This is a genomic window from Pseudomonas sp. A1230 (assembly GCF_044218825.1).
Classification (GTDB): domain Bacteria; phylum Pseudomonadota; class Gammaproteobacteria; order Pseudomonadales; family Pseudomonadaceae; genus Aquipseudomonas; species Aquipseudomonas iridis.
Map to the genome: position 1 here is coordinate 4,503,564 of NZ_CP162582.1, position 19,965 is coordinate 4,523,528.

The window sequence follows — 19,965 nt, forward strand, 5'->3', positions numbered from 1 at the left end:
GCTGGCCAGCGATGGCACCACCTCGGTTCCGGCGGTAGTGACGCAACAATCAGCGTCACCAACACCTCAGCCTCACGCTGATCCTCTCGCAATCCACTCATTGCACCGCTCCAATATCAAACTCCAGCGGTTTGGCCGGTTTCTGCCCGATCCCGTACCAATCCAGTTTGCGCGTCAGCACCATGAATACACCCAGCAAGCCAAACAGCAGCAGCGAGCCCATCAGCAGCGCGTAATCCTCGGCGCTCAGCAAGCCATAGAGCAAGCCATACAACGCCGCCAAACCCACCGAAAAACTCAAGCCATGCCGCACGCTGTGCAGCACATGACAGACATAGAACCCGATCAACAGCACACAACCGCTGGCCGATAGCAGATACGCCGGGCCAAAACCGATGTGCTCCGACAGCGACAGCAACAACAGATAAAAGAACGCCAGCGCCACACCCACCAACGCGTACTGCACCGGGTGCACAGCCAGGCTCTTGAGCACTTCGAACAGGAAGAAACCGGCGAACGTCAGGACGATAAACAGCAACGCATATTTGATCGCACGGTCGCTCTTCAGGTACTGATCCACCGGATCGATGAAACTTACGCCGAAGCTACGGCCATTGAAGGCCTCGCAATCATTGCTGCTCGCACAGCGGCTCATGGCGTCCTGCAAGTTGGTGGAGAAGAAGGTGGTCTGCCAGTCAGCGCTGAAACCGGCGTCATTGATTTCGCGTTTGGCCGGCAGGAAGTTGCCGACAAAACTCGGATGCGGCCAGTTGGCGGTGAGGCTCACACTGCTGCTCTTGCCCACCGGCAGCACTTGCAGCGAGCCGGTGCCTTGCAGACGCAGGTCGAAGCCGAACGCCAGTTCCGTGGCTTTGCTGGCGTCGAGCAGTGGCAGCGTCACCCGTACGCCTTCGCCGAGCCAGCCGACTTGCGTACCGGGAACGAAGTCCAGGCGTTGGCCGTCGAGTTCCAGTTTCAAGGCGTTTTCGATGCCGCGAATGTCACTGATGCCGACCGCGAGAAACGGTGCATCGAACTGATAGTCGACGAAGTCTTCCTTGATGCCCAATTGCGCCGGCAGGGAGAAATGCCCGTTGATGCGGTTATCGGCGTGGAACAGCCGCGCCTCGTAAATGCCCCGGGCGCGCAGTTCGGTCTGCACCTGACCATCGAGTTCGAAGCGTTCCGGCAGGAAGTACAAACGCCCGCGCTCTTCGCCAGGCTCGTCATAACGCTGATTGGTTTTGTCGTTGATCTTCCAGTTGTGCACCACTTTGCGATACGGCACCACCATCACCGGCCCGCTCAACTGCTGGCTGTAACTGGAGCTGCGAGCGATGTCTTCAAGCACGCCGTCACGCAGTTGCTGGCGATCATCGATAACGCCGTCGATCATCAGCAGCGGCACCAGCAACAGCAGGATCAGCAGGCCAATGGCCCCCAGCTTTATGGTTAGATTCTTGTTCATGGGACTCTCCCTGTTTTGATGGGCAGAGTCTGGCGGGGCTGTATGGAAGGAATGTGGGGGGAATATGGAGATTGTGTGGAAAGATCAAAAGATCGCAGCCTTCGGCAGCTCCTGCAGGTGTACGTGACCCTATGTAGGAGCTGCCGAAGGCTGCGATCTTTTGGCGGTATCAAGGCATGCGCAATCTCACTTCAACCCCACTCTCGACATTGCGAATGCTCATCGAGCCACCATGCAACTTGACCACTTCTTCAACGAAATTGAGCCCAAGCCCGGTGCTCTTGCGTCCACTGTCCGGGCGCGGCAGCGAGTAGAAGCGTTCGGTCAAACGCGGCAACGCATAGTCGGGAATCGGTGAGGTTTCATTGAACAAGCGGACTTCAATCTGCTCCCCCAACCGTTCGGCGCTAAAGCGCAGCAAGCCCTGACGCGGGGTGAAATCCAGCGCATTCTCCAGCAGATTGCCCAACGCCTGACGCAGCAGAAATGGCTCGCCGATCAGCAACAGATCCGCCGCGACCGCTTGTTCAACGCGCAACTGTTTGCCTTCGATTCGCGCAGCCTGGGCGTGCAACAACTCATCGACCAACACTGCCAGCGGCACGGCCACGCGTTCCTCCAGACCTTGGCGCTGCTCCACTTGCGCCAGATTCAGCAAGCGCTCGATAAACTGCTGCATCCGTGCACTTTCGCTGTCGATGTTGCCGACAAACCGCAGGCGCTGCGCCGGTGCCATCTCGCCTTGCAACAACTCCGCCGCGCCACGAATCGCCGCCAGTGGACTTTTCAGTTCATGGGTAAGTGTGTGCACGTAACGCTCGACGTAGGCCTTGCCCTCCAGTTGCGTGCGCATCTGCTCCACCGCTGTCGCAAGCTGCTCCAACTCACCACCGCGATAGTGCGGCACTTCCACCCGCCGCCCTTCGCTGACGGCCTGAGCGTAACCGGTCAAGCGATGCAGCGCGCGACTCAGCCACCACGATAGCAATGCGCCGAACAGCAGACCGAGGCCGATCAACCCGGCGCCGTAAAGCAACAGGCGCCGCTCGGTACGATCGACATACGGCTGCAAGGAGCTGTTGGGCTTGGCCACCGTGACCACACCGATAATGCGGCCGTTGTCACGAATGGGCGCGCCGACGTGCATCACCGAAGAACTCGGGTCATCCGCATTGCTGCGGCTGGAACGGGCCCCGTATTCACCACGCAGGGTCAGGTAGACGTCGTTCCAGCGCGAATAGTCCTGCCCCACCGCCACGCCATTGGAGTCCAGCACGACAATGCCATTGGCGTCGGTGACATAGATGCGATGGTTGACCTGATTCTTCGGCAAGCCCCAGATTGTCGCTTGCGGCTGGCGTTCGCCGTAAGCACGGAGCAATTGCGGCCAGCGATTCTCACTGAGGGTGCCGGCCTTGAAGTCGTCTCGCAGGATCTCCGCCATCAGGTTGGCGGTATCAACCAACGTTTCTTCGGTGGACTGACGCACGCCAGGGCGAATTTCTTCCATCACGGTGTTGAGCACGAAATAACCGGTCAGGCCGACAAACAGCACATACACCAGAAAAATTCGCAGGCCCAACGACATCAGCTATGCCCCGGGCTGTAGCTGTAGCCGAGGCCACGATGGGTCTGGATTGGCTCGGCTTCAGCGCGGACCAGGCGCAGTTTGGCGCGTACGCTTTTGATGTGGCTGTCGATGCTGCGCTCGTACCCGGCATCGGCGGCCACGCCCAGCGCATCGAGTAATTGTTCGCGACTGAACACCCGCTCCGGTTGTTCGAGCAGGCATTGCAGCAGGCGGAATTCATGGCGCGTGAGGCTCAATGTCTGACCGCGATAGCTGATCTGGACGCGCTCGGGATCAATGCGAAACAGTGTCGAAGAGGCCTCAATGACGGGACGCGGCGCCATACGCTTGAGGATTGCCCTCACCCGCGCCGCGACTTCCCGTGGGCTGAACGGCTTGACCACGTAGTCGTCAGCGCCGATTTCCAGCCCCACCACACGATCAATCTCGGCATCGCGAGCACTGAGGAACAGCACCGGCACTTCACTGAAACGCCGCAGCTGTTTGCAGGTTTCGAAACCGCTGATATCTGGCAGGCCGATGTCGAGGATGATCAGATCGGCCGGCGTTTGCCGTTGATGCTCAAGCGCCGCCTCGCCAAGGCTCACCCACGTGGTGGTGAACCCCTCGCCCTGCAAGGCAAAAATCAGCGTGTCGGCAATCGCCGCTTCATCTTCGACAATCAGGATATGAGGCATGGCATCCGAGCCCGTGGTTGAGTGCGCGAACGTTGCCCCAAGCCTGACGTCACGTCAATGAGACCACTTAGCAGTCAGGCTTGTCAGCCGTGTAACGACGCGCCGGGTTTACTGCCGCGTCAAACTCACGCAAGGCTTTGGCCCCGATCAACAGCGGATAGTTGAAGTGGCTGCGATCCGTCAGGTTGACCTCCACGGTGCGCTTGACGTTACCCAGGCACAGCTCCAGATCCACCACCGGGCGTTTGGCCGCTTCAGTGGTTTCGCGCTCATCGTCGTCCTCGTCGGAACGGCTTTTGATCTTGCTGATGCGCGCGACCTTGTGTTCATAAACCTTGTTGCTGGCATCTTTGGTGGCGAGGCGGAAACGTACCCAGTCGTCGCCATCGCGGGTGAAAGTCTCGATGTCCTTGGCCGACAGCGAGGCAGTCAGCGCGCCGGTGTCCATCTTGGCCTTGAGCACTTCACCACCGATTTCCGGCAACGCGATGTATTCATAGCGCCCGTAGAGGGTCGGCTCAGCGGCCATGACCGGCAGAGCGACAAGGGCAAACAGTGCAAGGAGGGATTTCACGTAAGGGGCTTCCTTGAGGAGTTAGGCAACGGGATTTTAGACCGTTGTCTTTGAATTCGTTCGGCAAACGACAGATCAAAAGATCGCAGCCTTCGGCAGCTCCTACAGTGATCAGGGTAGGAGCAGCCGAAGGCTGCGATCCTTTGATCTTAGTGGTGCAAAGGTGAAACATTCGTCAGCGCAGATTTGGCCTGTCGCCCGAAGCTGCTTATCATGGCGAGCACATCCGTCTTCAAAGAGTTCCTTATGCGCCGCCTGCTCACCGGCTGTTTCGTCACCCTGCTGCTGTTGCTCAACACCCTGATCCTGATCGGGCCGTTGCTGGTGTTTGCCTTGCTCAAACTGATTGCGCCCGGCCGCTGGCGCGATCATGCGTCGGCGGCGGTGATGTGGATCGCCGAGACCTGGGCGGAAATCGACAAGCTGATTTTCCGCCTGTGCATCCCGACTCAGTGGGACATTCGCGGTGGCGAAAACCTGCGCCGGGACACCTCGTATCTGGTGGTCAGCAACCATCAGTCCTGGGTCGACATTCCGGCGCTGATCCAGACCCTCAACCGACGCACGCCGTTCTTCAAGTTCTTCCTTAAAAAGGAGCTGATCTGGGTGCCGTTCCTGGGTTTGGCCTGGTGGGCACTGGACTACCCGTTCATGAAGCGCTACACCAAGGCGTTTCTGGCGAAAAACCCGGAACTGGCGGGCAAGGATCTGGAAATCACCAAAGCCGCATGTGAGCTGTTCAAGCGCCAGCCGGTGACGGTGGTGAATTATCTGGAAGGCACGCGCTACACGGCTGCCAAAAGCAGCCAGCAGCAATCACCGTTCAACCAATTGCTCAAGCCCAAGGCCGGCGGCGTGGCGTTCGTGCTGGCGGCGATGGGTGAACAGCTGGACGCGATTCTCGACGTCACCGTGGTTTATCCACAGCAGAAGATTCCGGGATTCTGGGACTTGATCAGCGGCGGCGTGCCGCGAGTGATCGTCGACATCCAGACCCGCGAACTCGACCCCGCGCTGTGGCAGGGCGATTACGCCAACGATCCGGTGTTTCGCGAGAAGGTCCAGAACTGGGTCAACCAACTCTGGACGCTCAAGGATCAACGCATCACCGAGTTACGCGGCGAGCGGAGCTGATTCAGCTACCGGTGCCGGTGCCCCAGATGCCGCCAAGGCTGCTCAACAGCGAACCACCGACGCCCTGCTGACCGAGGTATTGCAGGATCACCGGGGCAAATTGGCCGATCATGCCGCTGTCCATGCCCAGCGCGCTGAACGCGTTGTTCAGGTCATTGGTGTCCTTGACGTTGCCCAACGCGTTTTCCAGACCGGCGGATTTGCCCGACGAACCGAGCAAGCCGCTCAATGCCGCCAGATTGCCGCTGCCACCCGAGAGCTTGTCGATGCCCGGCACTTCCTTGGCCAGCTGCGAGTAGTCAGTGCTGCTCAGCTGGTTTTTCGCCAGGCCCAGCATCGCACTGGTACCACCAACGGCTTGCTGCGGCGTGACGTCCAAAGCGCTAAGCGCGCTCAACAGACCGGCGGTTTCCGAGGTCGGCGCCGCGGCGGCAGCCTTGTCACCGCCCTGCATGCCCGAAACCGCCCCCGCTACATCGTTGAGGCTGAAACCGGCAAGCGCGGGGCCTGCAGTCAACGCCATCAATGAGGCCAAGGCAAAACCGCGTGCAATCTTCATTTCAGACATCCTCTTGTGACGTAAAGACCGTTCATTCAACGATCAAACTGCCGGTTTGACCGGGTATGCGCCGCCATGTTCCGGAACCGCTAGCGTCACTGTCGCAGAGCCTGTGTGGAGAAACTGTGAAATCCCGTGAGCGAAGGTTGCGTGGCGCTGTGATGGATAAAAAAACGGCGACCAATGGTCGCCGTTTTTTTCTCGCTCGCTTACGCGGCACTGAACAACTTGTGCGGATCAATCACAAACTTCTTCGGTACACCGGCATCGAACTCGCCATACCCTTCCGGCGCCTGATCGAGGCTGATCACCTGCACGCCCACCACTTCGGCAATGTTGATGCGATCCCACATGATCGCCTGCATCAGTTGGCGGTTGTACTTCATCACCGGAGTCTGGCCGGTGTGGAAGCTGTGGGATTTGGCCCAGCCAAGGCCGAAACGAATGCTCAGGCTGCCCATTTTCGCAGCGGCGTCGACGGCGCCCGGATCTTCAGTCACGTAAAGGCCCGGGATACCGATCTTGCCGGCCACGCGCACCACGCCCATCAACGAGTTGAGTACCGTGGCCGGGGCTTCGGATTTGACGCCGTCGTGACCGTGTCCACGGGCTTCGAAGCCAACGCAGTCCACCGCGCAATCCACTTCCGGCTCGCCCAACAGCGCGGCGATCTGTTCGTGCAGCGGGGTGTCTTTCGACAGGTCGACGATCTCAAAACCCTGCGCTTTGGCGTGGGCCAGGCGGATGGTGTTGACGTCGCCAACGATCACTACTGCTGCGCCGAGAAGGCGTGCCGATGCGGCGGCGGCCAGACCGACCGGGCCGGCACCTGCGATGTAAACCGTGCTGCCCGGGCCTACGCCTGCGGTGACTGCACCGTGATAACCGGTCGGCAGGATGTCAGAGAGGCAAGTCAGGTCGCGGATTTTCTCCATGGCCTTGTCGCGATCCGGCAGTTTCAGCAGGTTGAAGTCAGCGTAGGGGACCAGCACGTATTCAGCCTGGCCACCGGTCCAGTCGCCCATGTCGACGTAACCGTAAGCACCGCCGGCACGGGCCGGGTTGACGGTCAGGCAGACGCCGGTGTGTTGCTCTTTGCAGGAACGGCAGCGCCCGCAAGCCACGTTGAACGGTACGGAAACCAGATCACCGATTTTCAGGTTTTCGACGTCGGAGCCTTTTTCGATCACCTCGCCGGTGATCTCGTGGCCCAGCACCAGACCGGTCTGCGCCGTGGTACGGCCGCGCACCATGTGTTGGTCGGAGCCGCAGATGTTGGTGGAAACCACTTTGAGAATGACCCCGTGCTCGATCTTGCGACCACGCGGGTCCTGCATTTTCGGATAGTCGATTTTCTGTACTTCGACCTTGCCAGCGCCGAGATACACCACACCACGATTGCCAGACATGCTTTCACCTCGCTGTTGTTTTTATGGAACCGCGTTGCCCAGACAGGCAGCGCGTTAAGTGCTCGGGTTATTGCTTGTTGGTTTTGCGTTGTCAGTAATGGCCTCATCGCTGGCAAGCCAGCTCCCACAGGATTCGGGTTGGATTGAAATTTTGTAACCGACACAAATCCCTGTGGGAGCTGGCTTGCCAGCGATGGCGATCTAAAGAACGACTGTTCGATTGGCGTTGAGAAACACCCTTCTTTCGATGTGATACCCCACCGCGCGAGCCAAGGTCAGACCTTCGATGTCGCGCCCCTTGGCAATCAAATCTTCCGGGTAATGGCTGTGATCCACCGCCTCGACACCCTGGGCAATGATCGGCCCTTCATCGAGATCGTTGTTGATGTAGTGCGCCGTCGCGCCGACCAGCTTCACGCCTTTGTTGTAAGCCTGGTGATACGGTTTGGCGCCCTTGAAACCCGGCAGCAGCGAGTGATGAATGTTGATCGCCTTGCCATCGAGCTTGCGACACAGCTCTGGCGACAGCACCTGCATATAGCGGGCGAGGATGACCAACTCGGCGCCAGACTCTTCGATCACCTGCCAGACCTGGCGCTCTTGCGACGGTTTGTCGTTGGGATCGAGAGGGAAATGGTAGTAAGGAATCTGGTGCCAGTCGGCCAGCGGCTTGAGATCCGGATGATTGGACACCACCGCCGCGACATCCATCGACAACTGGCCGATGCGCTGGCGGTAGAGCAAGTCGTTGAGGCAGTGATCAGCCTTGGAAACCATGATCACTACCTTTGGCCGGTAGTTCGGCGCAGTTAGCTCGAAGATCATGCCAAACGCCTGACCCCGTTCTGCGAGGCCGGCGCGAAAGGCTTGTTCGTCGAAGCCGTCGGGCTGGCGGAATTCCACGCGAATGAAGAAGCGGCCGGAGAGCCGGTCATCGAACGAGTGGTGCTCGGTGACGTAGCAACCCTGCTCGAACAGAAAACGCGTGACCGCGTCCACAGTGCCGAGGACGCTTGGGCAGTCGGCGGTCAGAATCCATGTGTCTGGGGCGCGGCTCATGGTGCGGTGACTCCTGTTCTTTGTGCGGGGTGTCAAGTTTTCCCCTCACCCTAGCCCTCTCCCGGAGGGAGAGGGGACTGACCTAAGTGTCTGCCGAGTTACATCGACCTGAAATCTCGCGGGTGAATACAGATCGCAAAAACACCCGAGATCTGCTCCCTTCCCCCTCTCCCCCTTGGGGGCGGTCCGACGTTTCGGGAGGGCTGGGGTGAGGGGGAAAAAATCTCCAGCCCTAAACGCAAGCACGCTCAACGCAATTCACTTCAAGCCTGAACGCTCAACCCGTATTCAGCCGAAGCATCCTGCAACCACAACCACCAGTAATCCGAGAAGCTGCGGCGGATCAGCAGTTCCCAGGTGTCTTCAGCGGTATGGCGAATCATCAGTTGCGACTTGGCGAACACCGTGCCCACCGCTTTACCGACCGGGAAGCTGTTCGGATGCACGTCGTAGCTGGTGGACTTCATCAGCACCTGACGCACGTTCGGCCCGCTCAGTTCGAGCAGTTGCTGACCACCGCTGACGTTGACGATCGCGATATGCAGATCGCCCAGCGCTTCACGCAGTTTCTGTTCAGCGGCGAACTCCTCACCGCTTGGCACGATCAGCAGCCATTCATCCGGGCCCATCCATTGCAGGCTGGTTTCGCCTTCGACGATCACGCTCAGGGCGCCGGGCAATTCGATGCCCAGTGCTTTGTGCACGCCAGCGGCGAACGCTGGATCATGACCGTCGCCACGAATGGTCAGATGGCCGAGGAGTTTGCGCTCACGCACGATCACGCCGGCGTTCTTGCGGCCCTTGCCGACCAGGCTGGCGAGGTCGGCATGGTGCAGCGACGACTCGGCACGGGCACCGGTGGTCGGGCGTTGTTGGTACACGTTGGCTGTGGTCATAAAGCACCTTTGCTGAATTCTGTTGGTTCCTGTGGTGGCTGATCTGCCGCTTTCGCGAGCAGGCTCGCCTTCACAGGTGAACACGGTCGAATGTGGGAGCGAGCCTGCTCGCGAATAGCCGCCCGCCCACAGTTCTCGAGACCATCAAATGTTCTGGCGATCACCCTTCGGATCGAAGAACACCGAAGAAACGATTTCCGCCTCGATCACGCTGCCGTCCGCCAACGGTGCAAACACCCGCTCGCCAAGACGCTTCAAACCGCCCTTCACCACGCCCATCGCAAACGAATAGCCCAGGGAGTTGTGCGCATAGCTGGAAGTCACGTGGCCGACCATGGTCATCGGGATCGTCTGTTTAGTGTTGAACACCAACTGCGCACCTTCCGGCAGCCATTTGGTCGGATCGATCGGCTTCAGGCCGACCAACTGCTTGCGCTGATCACGCACGCAGTCTTCACGGTTCATGCCGCGCTGGCCGATCCACGAGAACGGTTTGGTGCGACCGACACACCAGCCCATGTTCAAGTCGTCCGGGGTCATCGAGCCGTCAGTGTCCTGGCCGACGATGATGAAACCCTTCTCGGCGCGCAGGACGTGCATGGTTTCGGTGCCATACGGCGTCAGGTTGTACTGTTTGCCCGCCTCGACGATTTTCTCCAGCACGCCCATCGCGTAGTCGGCCTGCACGTTGACTTCGTACGACAGCTCACCGGTGAACGAGATGCGGAACACCCGCGCAGGCACGCCGCCGACCTCGCCTTCTTTCCACGTCATGAACGGGAACGCTTCGTTGCTCAAATCGATATCGGTGACAGCGCTGAGCAGCTTGCGGCTGTTCGGGCCGGACAGGGTCATGGTCGCCCAGTGGTCGGTCACGGAGGTGAAGTACACCTTCATGTCCGGCCATTCGGTCTGGTGGTACAGCTCCAGCCATTGCAGCACGCGAGCGGCGCCGCCAGTGGTGGTGGTCATGACGAAATGGTTGTCCGCCAGGCAAGCCGTCACGCCGTCGTCGAAGACCATGCCGTCTTCTTTGCACATCAAACCGTAACGGGCCTTGCCCACATCGAGTTTGGTCCAGGCGTTGGTGTACACGCGGTTAAGGAACTCGCGGGCATCCGGGCCTTGAATGTCGATCTTGCCCAGCGTCGAGGCGTCGAGCAGGCCGACGCTGTCGCGCACGGCTTTGCATTCGCGCTTCACAGCGGCATGCAGGTCTTCGCCGTTTTTCGGGAAGTACCACGGACGCTTCCACTGGCCGACGTCTTCGAACTCGGCGCCGTTTTTCAGGTGCCATTGATGCAGTGCGGTATAACGCACCGGCTCGAAGATATGCCCGCAGTGGCGGCCGGCGATCGCGCCGAAAGTCACTGGCGTGTAGTTCGGGCGGAACATCGTGGTGCCCATCTGCGGGATGGTCACGTTCAGCGAACGGGCGGCGATGGCCAGACCGTTGACGTTGCCCAGTTTGCCCTGATCGGTGCCGAAGCCCAGCGCGGTATAGCGTTTGACGTGCTCGACCGACTCGAAACCTTCGCGAGTCGCCAGTTCGATGGCGGCGGCGGTCACATCGTTTTGCAGGTCGACGAATTGCTTCGGCGCCCGTGCGGTGCCCTTCTCATGCGGCACCTGGAACAGCGCCAGCGTCGGCTCTTCGTGACGGCTCAAGGCTTTTGGCAGCACGCCCTCAACGGTCTGGAAACCGGCTTCGGCAGCGGCGCGCACGCCACCTTCAAAACCGTCAGCCAGCGAATCGCCGAGACCGTAGACACCGTTGATGCCACCGACGCACACGCGTTTCTGCGGTGCTTCGCCCGGTACGAAACCGAGGATGTCTTCACGCCAGGTCGGCTTGCCGCCCAAGTGCGAGGCCAGGTGAACCACCGGGCTGTAGCCGCCGGAGCTGGCGACCACGTCGCAGTCGAGCCATTCGCCCGGACTGGTCACGGCGTGCGCTTTGACATCAATCGCGGCGACGCGGGCAGCAGTGACGCGCTTGCTGCCTCGGGTCTCGATCACGGCGCTGCCGGTGAGGATGCGGATGCCTTTGGCGCGAGCCTCTTCAACCAAGGCGCCACGCGGATTACTGCGCGCATCGGCGATGGCCACCACTTGCAGGCTGGCGTCGAGCCAATCGAGCGCCACGCGGTAGGCGTGATCGTTGTTGGTGCTGAGGACCAGTTTCTTGCCCGGCGCCACGCCGTAACGGCGCACGTAAGTCGATACCGCACCGGCGAGCATGTTGCCCGGCACATCGTTGTTGCCGTAGACCAGCGGACGCTCGCAAGCGCCAGTGGCCAGCACCACACGCTTGGCGCGAACGCGGTGGATGCGCTGACGCACCTGACCGATTGGCGCACGGTCGCCGAGGTGATCGGTGAGGCGTTCGTGAATGGTCAGGAAGTTGTGGTCGTGGTAACCGTTGACCGTGGCGCGCGGCAGGATCAGCACGTCCGGGGTGTTTTTCAGTTCGGTGATGACGCTGGCGACCCACTCCAACGCAGGCTTGCCGTCGAGGCTTTCGCGCGAATCAAGCAGGCTGCCGCCAAACTCTTCCTGCTCATCGGCGAGGATCACGCGAGCACCGCTACGCGCAGCGGCCAGTGCTGCAGCGAGACCGGCCGGGCCACCGCCAACAATCAGCACGTCGCAGTGCTGGTTCATGTAGTCGTAGGTGTCCGGATCATTCTCGGTCGGCGAGCGGCCAAGACCTGCAGCCTTACGAATGTACTTCTCGTAAGTCATCCAGAACGATTGCGGGTACATGAAAGTTTTGTAGTAGAAACCCGGCGGCATCAGCTTGCCGCCGACCTTGCCGAGAATCCCCATCATGTCGTTGTTGACGCTCGGCCAGCCGTTGGTGCTGGTCGCAACCAGACCCTGATACAGCGCCTGTTGCGTGGCGCGCACGTTGGGGATCTGCGTGGCTTCGGTAGCACCGATCTGCAGCACCGCGTTCGGCTCTTCGGCACCGGCAGCAAAGATGCCGCGTGGGCGCGAATACTTGAAGCTGCGGCCAATGATGTCGACGCCGTTGGCGATCAGCGCCGAGGCCAGCGAGTCACCCTCGAAGCCTTTGTAGCTCTGACCGTTGAAGGTGAAGCTCAGCACTTTGTTGCGGTCGATCCGTCCACCGTTGGACAGGCGATTGGTCTGGCTCATACCTTCTCTCCCAGCGCCGTCGTGGCTGTTTTCGCAGCATCAGCCTTGTCGGTGAATTGCGGCTTGGTGCCGATCTTGTAGGTTTCGAGAATCTCGTAGGTCACGGTGTCGCGGGTGACGTTGAAGTACTGGCGGCAACCGGCGACGTGATCCCACAGCTCGTGGTGCAGACCGCGTGGGTTATCGCGGAAGAACATGTAGTCGCCCCACTCCGCATCGGTGCAGCTTGCAGGGTCCAGCGGACGCGGAATGTGCGCCTGACCGGATGCGTGGAATTCCTCTTCGGAGCGCAGCTCGCCGCAGTGAGGACAGAAGATATGCAACATGGGGATTTCTCCTGTTAGTGGGCAACCGCAGCAGCGCCGTGTTCATCGATCAACGCACCGTTGTGGAAACGGTCGATGGAGAAAGGTGCGGCCAACGGGTGCATTTCACCCTTGGCCAGGCTCGCGGCAAACACGTTGCCCGAGCCAGGTGTTGCCTTGAAGCCACCGGTGCCCCAACCGCAGTTGAAGAACATGTTCGGCACCGGGGTTTTCGAAATGATCGGGCACGCATCCGGCGTGGTGTCGACGATGCCGCCCCACTGGCGGTTCATGCGCACACGGGACAACACCGGGAACATCTCGACGATGGCCTGAATGGTGTGCTCGATCACCGGGTACGAACCGCGCTGACCGTAACCGTTGTAGCCGTCGATACCGGCGCCGATCACCAGGTCGCCCTTGTCGGACTGGCTGATGTAACCGTGCACGGCGTTGGACATGATCACGCTGTCGATAATCGGTTTGATCGGCTCGGACACCAGTGCTTGCAGCGGGTGGGATTCGATTGGCAGACGGAAACCGGCGAGTTTGGCCATGTGCCCGGAGTTACCGGCCGTCACCACGCCGACGCGCTTGGCGCCGATGAAACCCTTGTTGGTTTCAACGCCGATGCACACACCGTTTTCTTTGCGGAAACCGATGACTTCGGTCTGTTGGATCAAGTCCACGCCCAAAGCATCAGCGGCACGGGCAAAGCCCCACGCCACGGCATCGTGACGGGCGACGCCGCCGCGACGCTGGACGGTTGCGCCGAGCACTGGGTAGCGAGTGTTTTTCGAGCAATCGAGGTACGGAATCTCGTTGGCGACTTGCTCAGTGTTGAGCAACTCGCCATCGACGCCGTTGAGGCGGTTGGCGCTGACCCGGCGTTCGGAATCGCGGATATCCTGCAAGGTGTGGCACAGGTTGTAGACGCCGCGCTGGGAGAACATCACGTTGTAGTTCAAGTCCTGCGACAGGCCTTCCCACAATTTCATCGCGTGTTCGTACAGATGCGCCGACTCGTCCCACAGATAGTTGGAACGCACGATGGTGGTGTTGCGCGCGGTGTTACCGCCGCCCAGCCAGCCTTTCTCGACCACGGCGACGTTGGTGATGCCGTGCTCTTTTGCCAGGTAATAAGCAGTTGCCAGACCGTGCCCGCCGCCGCCGACGATGACCACGTCGTAGACCTTTTTCGGGGTCGGCGTGCGCCACATTTTCTGCCAGTTTTCGTGGTGGCTGAGCGAGTGTTTGAAGAGGCCGAAGCCCGAATAGCGTTGCATAGTCATGTACTCCAGAACGCTCAGCGATAAACCGGGAAGTCAGCGCACAGGGCCGCGACGTTTTTCGCCACATCCGCCTCAACATCGGCATCGCCAAGGTTATCGAGGATGTCGCAGATCCAGCCGGCCAGTTCAGTGCACTGCGTCACTTTGAAGCCGCGAGTCGTGACGGCCGGGGTGCCGATGCGCAGACCGGACGTCACGAACGGCGACTGCGGATCGTTCGGCACCGCGTTCTTGTTGACGGTGATGTGTGCACGGCCGAGGGCGGCATCGGCGTCTTTGCCGGTCAGGCCCTGACGGATCAGGCTGACCAGGAACAGATGGTTGTCAGTACCGCCGGACACTACATCGTAGCCACGTTTGATAAATACGCTCGCCATCGCCTGGGCGTTGTCGATCACTTGTTGCTGATATGCCTTGAAACCAGGCTCCAGCGCTTCCTTGAAGCACACGGCTTTACCGGCGATGACGTGCATCAGCGGGCCACCCTGAGCGCCAGGGAACACCGCAGAGTTGAGTTTCTTTTCAATTTCTTCGTTGGACTTGGCCAGGATCAAGCCACCACGCGGGCCGCGCAGGGTTTTGTGCGTGGTGGTGGTGACCACATCAGCGTACGGCAGCGGATTCGGGTACAGACCGGCCGCGACCAGACCGGCGACGTGAGCCATGTCGACGAACAGCAGCGCACCGACCTTGTCGGCGATCTGGCGGAAGCGCGGGAAATCCAGCGTCTTGGAGTAAGCCGAGAAGCCGGCGATGATCATTTTCGGCTGGCACTCGACGGCCAGACGCTCGACCTCGTCGTAATCGATCAGGCCGGTATCGGTGTTGATCCCGTACTGCACGGCGTTATAGAGCTTGCCCGAGGACGACACTTTGGCGCCGTGGGTCAAGTGACCACCGTGGGCCAGGCTCATGCCCAGAATGGTGTCGCCCGGCTGGATCAACGCCAGGTACACGGCGCTGTTGGCCGAGGAACCGGAGTGCGGCTGGACGTTGGCGTAATCGGCGCCGAACAGTTGCTTGGCGCGCTCGATGGCCAGCGCTTCGACTTTATCCACATGCTCGCAGCCGCCGTAGTAGCGCTTGCCCGGATAGCCTTCGGCGTATTTGTTGGTGAGGCCGCTGCCCTGGGCTTGCATCACGCGTTTGCTGGTGTAGTTCTCCGACGCGATCAGCTCGATGTGATCTTCCTGACGTTGCTCCTCGGCATTCATCGCCGCCAGCAGTGCATCGTCGTAACCCTGGATCTGGTCTTGCTTGCTGAACATCGCGTCTCTCCCAGCGGCGGCGGTGCGCCATTCGTCTCGGTCAGGCACCTGCGTGCCCTTTGATGCGATGGTATGACCGGCGCAGACAGCTCAAATGCCTACGGACGCCACGCAAAGGTGCGTTTACGACATGGCGGGAAAAGCCCTTGCCAGACTCGATCTCAAAAACACTGGAGAACCCTGTGGGAGCTGGCTTGCCAGCGATGGCGGTGGCACATCTTGCATTGATGGAGGCTGACGCACCGCTATCGCTGGCAAGCCAGCTCCCACAGGGTTAGGCGGCGATCTGGCGGATAAGTAGTAGCAGGAGGAAATGGCCCGGATAGAGGGCGTACGCCCAGCGGCGCATGGGTGGCGGATAAAGTGACCGGGCATGTCGCAACAGGAACATTCCCAGCCATGGCGCAATCAGGCAAATGATAAGGCCGAAGATCGCCAACTCATTGCCGAACCGCGCAGATTCAACCAACACCCGCCACTGATTCGCCGCCAGGCACACCAGCCCCGGCAACACCGCGAAATACCACGGGCGACGAATCACCCACAACGTCGCCAGCGGCAGCAAAACACCAAAGAAACCGAACATCAGCCGTTCCGAGAACAACGCAGAAAGCAGCAACGCGCCGGCGCCGAGCAATCGCGATGCCAAGGCCCGATCCTGCCAGCCTCGCGCCACCAGCAATCCCAACGCCAGCGTCGGCATCACGTTCAACGTGTCGGGATCAGGAATGTACAACCGATACGGAATCTCGCTGACCAGGCTGAACAACAGCAACCAGCCCAGATACCGCCACTCGGTCTTGCGCGCACCCGCACGATCAAGATTCGCCGCCATTGCCAGACAAAACCATGGAAACGCCAACCGCCCAGGCACATACAGCCAATCGACGGAGAACCCGACATATCGCAGGTGATCGAGCAACATGCTCAACAGTGCCAGCCACTTGAGCAGATCCAGCGCGCCGTCGCGATTGCTCAGGTGCATAATCGGCCCGTGTCCTTGTAGAGTTTTGACAGCGACATCTCGTGTGCTCCCCGGAAGATCTTCGGTAAAGTGCGCACCATCATTGACCAACGAAGCGCCACAAGCGTTTCGATCACGGAAGCCGGCCATGACCGACAAGAGCCAACAATTCGCCAGCGACAACTATTCCGGTATTTGCCCTGAAGCCTGGGCTGCCATGGAACAGGCCAACCACGGCCACCAACGTGCTTACGGCGACGATGAATGGACCGCTCGCGCGGCCGACCATTTCCGCAAGCTGTTCGACACCGATTGCGAAGTCTTCTTCGCCTTCAACGGCACCGCCGCCAACTCGCTGGCCCTGTCGTCGCTGTGCCAGAGTTATCACAGCGTGATCTGCTCGGAAACCGCCCACGTCGAAACCGACGAATGTGGCGCCCCGGAATTCTTCTCCAACGGCTCGAAACTGCTGATCGCCGGCACTGAAAACGGCAAGATCACCCCGGCCTCGATCCGCGAAGTCGCGCTCAAGCGTCAGGACATTCACTACCCTAAACCGCGTGTCGTGACCCTGACCCAGGCCACTGAAGTCGGTAGCGTCTACACCCCGGAAGAAATCCGCGCCATCAGCGTCACCTGCAAAGAGCTGGGCCTGAACCTGCACATGGACGGTGCGCGTTTCTCCAACGCCTGCGCGTTCCTCGGCTGCTCGCCAGCGGATCTGACCTGGAAGGCCGGTGTTGATGTGTTGTGTTTTGGTGGCACCAAAAACGGCATGGCGGTCGGTGAAGCGATCCTGTTCTTCAACCACAAACTGGCCGAAGACTTCGATTACCGCTGCAAACAGGCCGGACAACTGGCCTCGAAGATGCGCTTTCTGTCGGCACCGTGGGTGGGCATCCTCGAAAACGACGCCTGGCTCAAATACGCCCGCCACGCCAACCACTGCGCACAACTGCTGGCCGAACTGGTCAGCGACATTCCGGGCGTCGAGCTGATGTTCCCGGTCCAGGCCAACGGCGTGTTCCTGCAACTGTCCGAACCGGCCATTGCCGCGCTGACCGAACGCGGCTGGCGCTTCTACACCTTCATTGGCAAGGGCGGGGCACGTTTCATGTGCTCGTGGGATACCGAGGAAGAGCGCGTACGCGAACTGGCCCGTGACATCCGCGAAGTCATGAGCGCCTGACCTGACACAACCCCTCTCCCTGTAGGAGCTGCCGCAGGCTGCGATCTTTTGATCTTGATCCTAAAAACAGAATCAAAAGATCGCAGCCTGCGGCAACTCCTACACGGCCCCTTCGTCGATTGCCTTTCTGCGCTTGGTCTACATTGTCTGTCGAGCCCTCCGCTCACATAACAATAAGCAGGAGCATCGGCATGTCGTTACAAGGCAAAACCCTGTTCATCACCGGCGCCAGCCGTGGCATTGGCCGTGAGATTGCGCTGCGAGCCGCCAGGGACGGAGCAAATGTTGTCATTGCGGCGAAAAGCGCCGAACCCCACGCCAAGTTGCCCGGCACCATCCACAGCGTCGCCGCGGAAGTCGAAGCGGCGGGCGGCAAAGCCTTGGCGTTGCAACTGGATGTGCGTGACGACGACGCAGTGCGCCAGGCGTTGGCGCAGGCCAACGAACATTTCGGCAGCATCGATGCGCTGGTGAACAACGCCGGGGCGATCAAATTGACCGGCGTGCAACACATCGAACTCAAGCGTTTCGACCTGATGCACCAGATCAACACCCGTGCAGTGCTGCTGTGCAGCCAGGCCGCCCTGCCCTATCTGAAGAAATCCGCCGGGCACATTCTCAACCTGTCGCCGCCACTGAACCTGGCGACCAAGTGGTTCGCCCAGTACAGCCCGTACACCGTGACCAAATACGGCATGAGCATGCTGACACTGGGCATGAGCGAGGAATTCGCCGGGTACGGGATCAGCGTCAACTCACTGTGGCCGCAGACAATGATTGCCACGGCAGCGATTGAGTTTCAGTTGGGCAACAGAGAGTCGTTCAAGCATGCGCGCACGCCCGAGATCATGGCGGATGCGGCGTATGTGATTTTGAGTAGCAGCAAGCGGCAGATCACGGGGCGATTGCTGATTGATGAGGAGATTTTGCGCGAGAGCGGTGTGAGCGAATTCAATCACTATCGCTTCGAGCCGGACAGCGACGCAACCCTGATGCCCGACCTCTTCGTAGATTGAAATCCATAACCCCTGTGGGAGCGAGCCTGCTCGCGAATAGGCCGTTTCAGAAAACGCAGACGCTGAATGACACATCGCATTCGCGAGCAGGCTCGCTCCCACATTGGATTTGCGCCAATCTTTAGAACTCGATGCGCACGTCGCCCTTCGGCACGCTGCAGCACGACAAGATAAATCCTTCCGCCTCGTCGTCCTCGGTAATCCCGCCGTTGTGCTCCATCTCCACTTCGCCCCCAAGCTTGAGCACCTTGCACGTCCCGCAAATCCCCATGCCGCAGGCTTTCGGGATCATCAGGCCGAGCTTGGCCGCCGCCGCATGCACGGTCTCGCCCGGTGCCACACGAATGCTCTTGCCGGACGAAGTGAATTCCACCTGATGCAGATCCGCCGCGTCGATTTCCGGGGCGTCGGCTGCCTGCTCGGCCTGTTCGACAGCATCGGCGCGAGCCTCGGGTGGCGTGGCACCGAAGGATTCTTCGTGGTAGCGCGACATGTCGTAACCGGCGGCTTCCAGCAGCCGCTTGACGGCGTGCATGTACGGCGTCGGCCCGCAGCAGAACACTTCGCGCTCGAGGAAGTCCGGCACCATCAATTCGAGCATCTTGTGATTGAGGTAACCGCGATACCCGGCCCACGGCTCACCCAAGCCGTGCTTCTCACAGATCAGGTGCAGGCTGAAGTTGTCGATCCGCGAGGCCATGTGTTCCAGCTCGCGGTGGTAAATGATGTCTTTGGGCGAGCGCGCGCTGTGGACAAAGGTCATGTCGACGTTGGCGTTGGTGTCGTAGAACCAGCGCGCCATCGACATGCACGGCGTAATACCGACGCCGCCGCTGAGGTACAGGACTTTCGGACTCGGATAGTCCATGGCATTGAACAGCCCGACCGGCCCGTGCACCGCCAGCTCCTGGCCTTCATGCAGCGTGTCGTGCAACCAGTTGGAAACCTTGCCACCCGGCACCCGTTTGATCGTCACCGAAAAGCTGTAAGGCACCGACGGCGAACTGGAAATGGTGTACGAACGCATGATCGGCTGGCCTTCGATTTCCAGCTCCAGGGTGACGAACTGCCCGGGCTTGAAAAAGAACAGGATCGGCTGATCGGCCATGAAGCAGAAGGTGCGCACGTCCCAGGTTTCCTGGATGACTTTGACGCAACGGACAATGTGTCGACCATTGGCCCAGGTCTGGGTGGTGACCGGATTCAGGAAGCTGTTGGACATGCTGTTCTCCACGGCCGACTGTCGGCCTTCATGTGGCGATTCTGCGTATAGCGCAGACCGCCCGTTTACCTATCCGCGACATCGGCATACTTATCGCGACCAGCCCCCAACCACCGGGGGTTGCGCGTCGGGAACAGATTGCACCATGTCGCCCATGGATAAGGTTCCGCACTGCGCCGG

General features: G+C 60.2%; 17 protein-coding genes. 3 read left to right on the plus strand and 14 right to left on the minus strand.

Annotated elements, in window-relative coordinates; translation table 11 throughout:
- Positions 1–97 precede the first annotated feature (97 nt).
- The 4 genes from creD to AB4P97_RS21150 all read right to left on the minus strand — a co-directional run bounded on the left by creD (position 98) and on the right by AB4P97_RS21150 (position 4,310).
- Positions 98–1,468, minus strand: coding sequence for a cell envelope integrity protein CreD (gene creD, locus AB4P97_RS21135; protein WP_395601567.1), 1,371 nt, complete (start codon positions 1,466–1,468; stop codon positions 98–100).
- A gap of 169 nt (positions 1,469–1,637) precedes the next feature.
- A complete protein-coding gene (creC, locus tag AB4P97_RS21140) occupies positions 1,638–3,056 on the minus strand; it encodes a two-component system sensor histidine kinase CreC (protein WP_395601568.1) in 1,419 nt (472 codons plus the stop codon).
- Complete coding sequence (gene creB / locus AB4P97_RS21145; RefSeq protein WP_200616553.1) at positions 3,056–3,736, minus strand: two-component system response regulator CreB; 681 nt, start codon at positions 3,734–3,736, stop codon at positions 3,056–3,058. Before creB ends, creC begins: the two co-directional genes overlap by 1 nt.
- A 67-nt stretch (positions 3,737–3,803) precedes the next feature.
- Entirely contained in the window at positions 3,804–4,310 is a 507-nt protein-coding gene (locus AB4P97_RS21150) for an ATP-dependent zinc protease (protein ID WP_042561441.1), read from the minus strand.
- A 246-nt stretch (positions 4,311–4,556) separates the two neighbouring features.
- Between AB4P97_RS21150 and AB4P97_RS21155 the strand changes: the two genes are divergently transcribed.
- Positions 4,557–5,444 carry an acyltransferase gene (locus AB4P97_RS21155; protein WP_042561442.1) on the plus strand — a complete coding sequence of 296 codons (888 nt, stop codon included), beginning with the start codon at positions 4,557–4,559 and terminating at the stop codon, positions 5,442–5,444.
- 1 nt (position 5,445) lies between these two features.
- Here AB4P97_RS21155 and AB4P97_RS21160 read toward each other — a convergent pair whose 3' ends face one another.
- The 9 genes from AB4P97_RS21160 to AB4P97_RS21200 all read right to left on the minus strand — a co-directional run bounded on the left by AB4P97_RS21160 (position 5,446) and on the right by AB4P97_RS21200 (position 16,379).
- On the minus strand, positions 5,446–6,003 hold the full coding sequence (locus tag AB4P97_RS21160) for a DUF2780 domain-containing protein (protein ID WP_395597970.1): 558 nt from the start codon (positions 6,001–6,003) through the stop codon (positions 5,446–5,448).
- A gap of 209 nt (positions 6,004–6,212) precedes the next feature.
- Positions 6,213–7,412, minus strand: coding sequence for a formaldehyde dehydrogenase, glutathione-independent (gene fdhA / locus AB4P97_RS21165; RefSeq protein ID WP_042561444.1), 1,200 nt, complete (start codon positions 7,410–7,412; stop codon positions 6,213–6,215).
- A 201-nt stretch (positions 7,413–7,613) separates the two neighbouring features.
- Positions 7,614–8,471: a formyltetrahydrofolate deformylase gene (gene purU, locus AB4P97_RS21170; RefSeq protein WP_042561445.1), complete on the minus strand. Its 858-nt coding sequence runs from the start codon at positions 8,469–8,471 to the stop codon at positions 7,614–7,616.
- A gap of 263 nt (positions 8,472–8,734) precedes the next feature.
- A complete protein-coding gene (locus tag AB4P97_RS21175; protein WP_042561446.1) occupies positions 8,735–9,367 on the minus strand; it encodes a sarcosine oxidase subunit gamma in 633 nt (210 codons plus the stop codon).
- A gap of 144 nt (positions 9,368–9,511) precedes the next feature.
- Complete coding sequence (locus AB4P97_RS21180) at positions 9,512–12,529, minus strand: sarcosine oxidase subunit alpha (RefSeq protein ID WP_339474388.1); 3,018 nt, start codon at positions 12,527–12,529, stop codon at positions 9,512–9,514.
- Positions 12,526–12,855 carry a sarcosine oxidase subunit delta gene (locus tag AB4P97_RS21185; RefSeq protein WP_042561448.1) on the minus strand — a complete coding sequence of 110 codons (330 nt, stop codon included), beginning with the start codon at positions 12,853–12,855 and terminating at the stop codon, positions 12,526–12,528. Before AB4P97_RS21185 ends, AB4P97_RS21180 begins: the two co-directional genes overlap by 4 nt.
- Before the next feature lie 14 nt (positions 12,856–12,869).
- Complete coding sequence (locus AB4P97_RS21190; RefSeq protein ID WP_047303829.1) at positions 12,870–14,120, minus strand: sarcosine oxidase subunit beta; 1,251 nt, start codon at positions 14,118–14,120, stop codon at positions 12,870–12,872.
- Positions 14,121–14,140: 20 nt separating this feature from the next.
- Positions 14,141–15,394: a serine hydroxymethyltransferase gene (gene glyA, locus AB4P97_RS21195; protein WP_042561450.1), complete on the minus strand. Its 1,254-nt coding sequence runs from the start codon at positions 15,392–15,394 to the stop codon at positions 14,141–14,143.
- A gap of 274 nt (positions 15,395–15,668) precedes the next feature.
- A complete protein-coding gene (locus tag AB4P97_RS21200; protein WP_395601569.1) occupies positions 15,669–16,379 on the minus strand; it encodes a TraX family protein in 711 nt (236 codons plus the stop codon).
- A gap of 127 nt (positions 16,380–16,506) precedes the next feature.
- Between AB4P97_RS21200 and AB4P97_RS21205 the strand changes: the two genes are divergently transcribed.
- Both AB4P97_RS21205 and AB4P97_RS21210 read left to right on the plus strand, forming a co-directional pair.
- Positions 16,507–17,547 (plus strand): low specificity L-threonine aldolase, encoded by a 1,041-nt coding sequence (locus AB4P97_RS21205; RefSeq protein ID WP_395601570.1) that lies wholly within the window; start codon positions 16,507–16,509, stop codon positions 17,545–17,547.
- A gap of 191 nt (positions 17,548–17,738) precedes the next feature.
- On the plus strand, positions 17,739–18,563 hold the full coding sequence (locus tag AB4P97_RS21210) for an NAD(P)-dependent oxidoreductase (protein ID WP_042561453.1): 825 nt from the start codon (positions 17,739–17,741) through the stop codon (positions 18,561–18,563).
- A gap of 121 nt (positions 18,564–18,684) precedes the next feature.
- On the opposite strand, the gene gbcB is transcribed toward AB4P97_RS21210, so the two are convergent.
- A complete protein-coding gene (gene gbcB, locus AB4P97_RS21215; protein WP_042561454.1) occupies positions 18,685–19,785 on the minus strand; it encodes a glycine-betaine demethylase subunit GbcB in 1,101 nt (366 codons plus the stop codon).
- Positions 19,786–19,965 lie beyond the last annotated feature (180 nt).

What these genes read in the sequence shown, in the direction of transcription:
- creD (WP_395601567.1), bottom strand. Translation starts at nt 1,468, where the DNA reads ATGAACAAGAATCTAACCATAAAGCTGGGGGCCATTGGCCTGCTGATC.
- creC (WP_395601568.1), bottom strand. Translation starts at nt 3,056, where the DNA reads ATGTCGTTGGGCCTGCGAATTTTTCTGGTGTATGTGCTGTTTGTCGGC.
- creB (WP_200616553.1), bottom strand. Translation starts at nt 3,736, where the DNA reads ATGCCTCATATCCTGATTGTCGAAGATGAAGCGGCGATTGCCGACACG.
- AB4P97_RS21155 (WP_042561442.1), top strand. Translation starts at nt 4,557, where the DNA reads ATGCGCCGCCTGCTCACCGGCTGTTTCGTCACCCTGCTGCTGTTGCTC.
- AB4P97_RS21160 (WP_395597970.1), bottom strand. Translation starts at nt 6,003, where the DNA reads ATGAAGATTGCACGCGGTTTTGCCTTGGCCTCATTGATGGCGTTGACT.
- fdhA (WP_042561444.1), bottom strand. Translation starts at nt 7,412, where the DNA reads ATGTCTGGCAATCGTGGTGTGGTGTATCTCGGCGCTGGCAAGGTCGAA.
- purU (WP_042561445.1), bottom strand. Translation starts at nt 8,471, where the DNA reads ATGAGCCGCGCCCCAGACACATGGATTCTGACCGCCGACTGCCCAAGC.
- AB4P97_RS21175 (WP_042561446.1), bottom strand. Translation starts at nt 9,367, where the DNA reads ATGACCACAGCCAACGTGTACCAACAACGCCCGACCACCGGTGCCCGT.
- AB4P97_RS21180 (WP_339474388.1), bottom strand. Translation starts at nt 12,529, where the DNA reads ATGAGCCAGACCAATCGCCTGTCCAACGGTGGACGGATCGACCGCAAC.
- AB4P97_RS21185 (WP_042561448.1), bottom strand. Translation starts at nt 12,855, where the DNA reads ATGTTGCATATCTTCTGTCCTCACTGCGGCGAGCTGCGCTCCGAAGAG.
- AB4P97_RS21190 (WP_047303829.1), bottom strand. Translation starts at nt 14,120, where the DNA reads ATGCAACGCTATTCGGGCTTCGGCCTCTTCAAACACTCGCTCAGCCAC.
- glyA (WP_042561450.1), bottom strand. Translation starts at nt 15,394, where the DNA reads ATGTTCAGCAAGCAAGACCAGATCCAGGGTTACGACGATGCACTGCTG.
- AB4P97_RS21200 (WP_395601569.1), bottom strand. Translation starts at nt 16,379, where the DNA reads ATGCACCTGAGCAATCGCGACGGCGCGCTGGATCTGCTCAAGTGGCTG.
- AB4P97_RS21205 (WP_395601570.1), top strand. Translation starts at nt 16,507, where the DNA reads ATGACCGACAAGAGCCAACAATTCGCCAGCGACAACTATTCCGGTATT.
- AB4P97_RS21210 (WP_042561453.1), top strand. Translation starts at nt 17,739, where the DNA reads ATGTCGTTACAAGGCAAAACCCTGTTCATCACCGGCGCCAGCCGTGGC.
- gbcB (WP_042561454.1), bottom strand. Translation starts at nt 19,785, where the DNA reads ATGTCCAACAGCTTCCTGAATCCGGTCACCACCCAGACCTGGGCCAAT.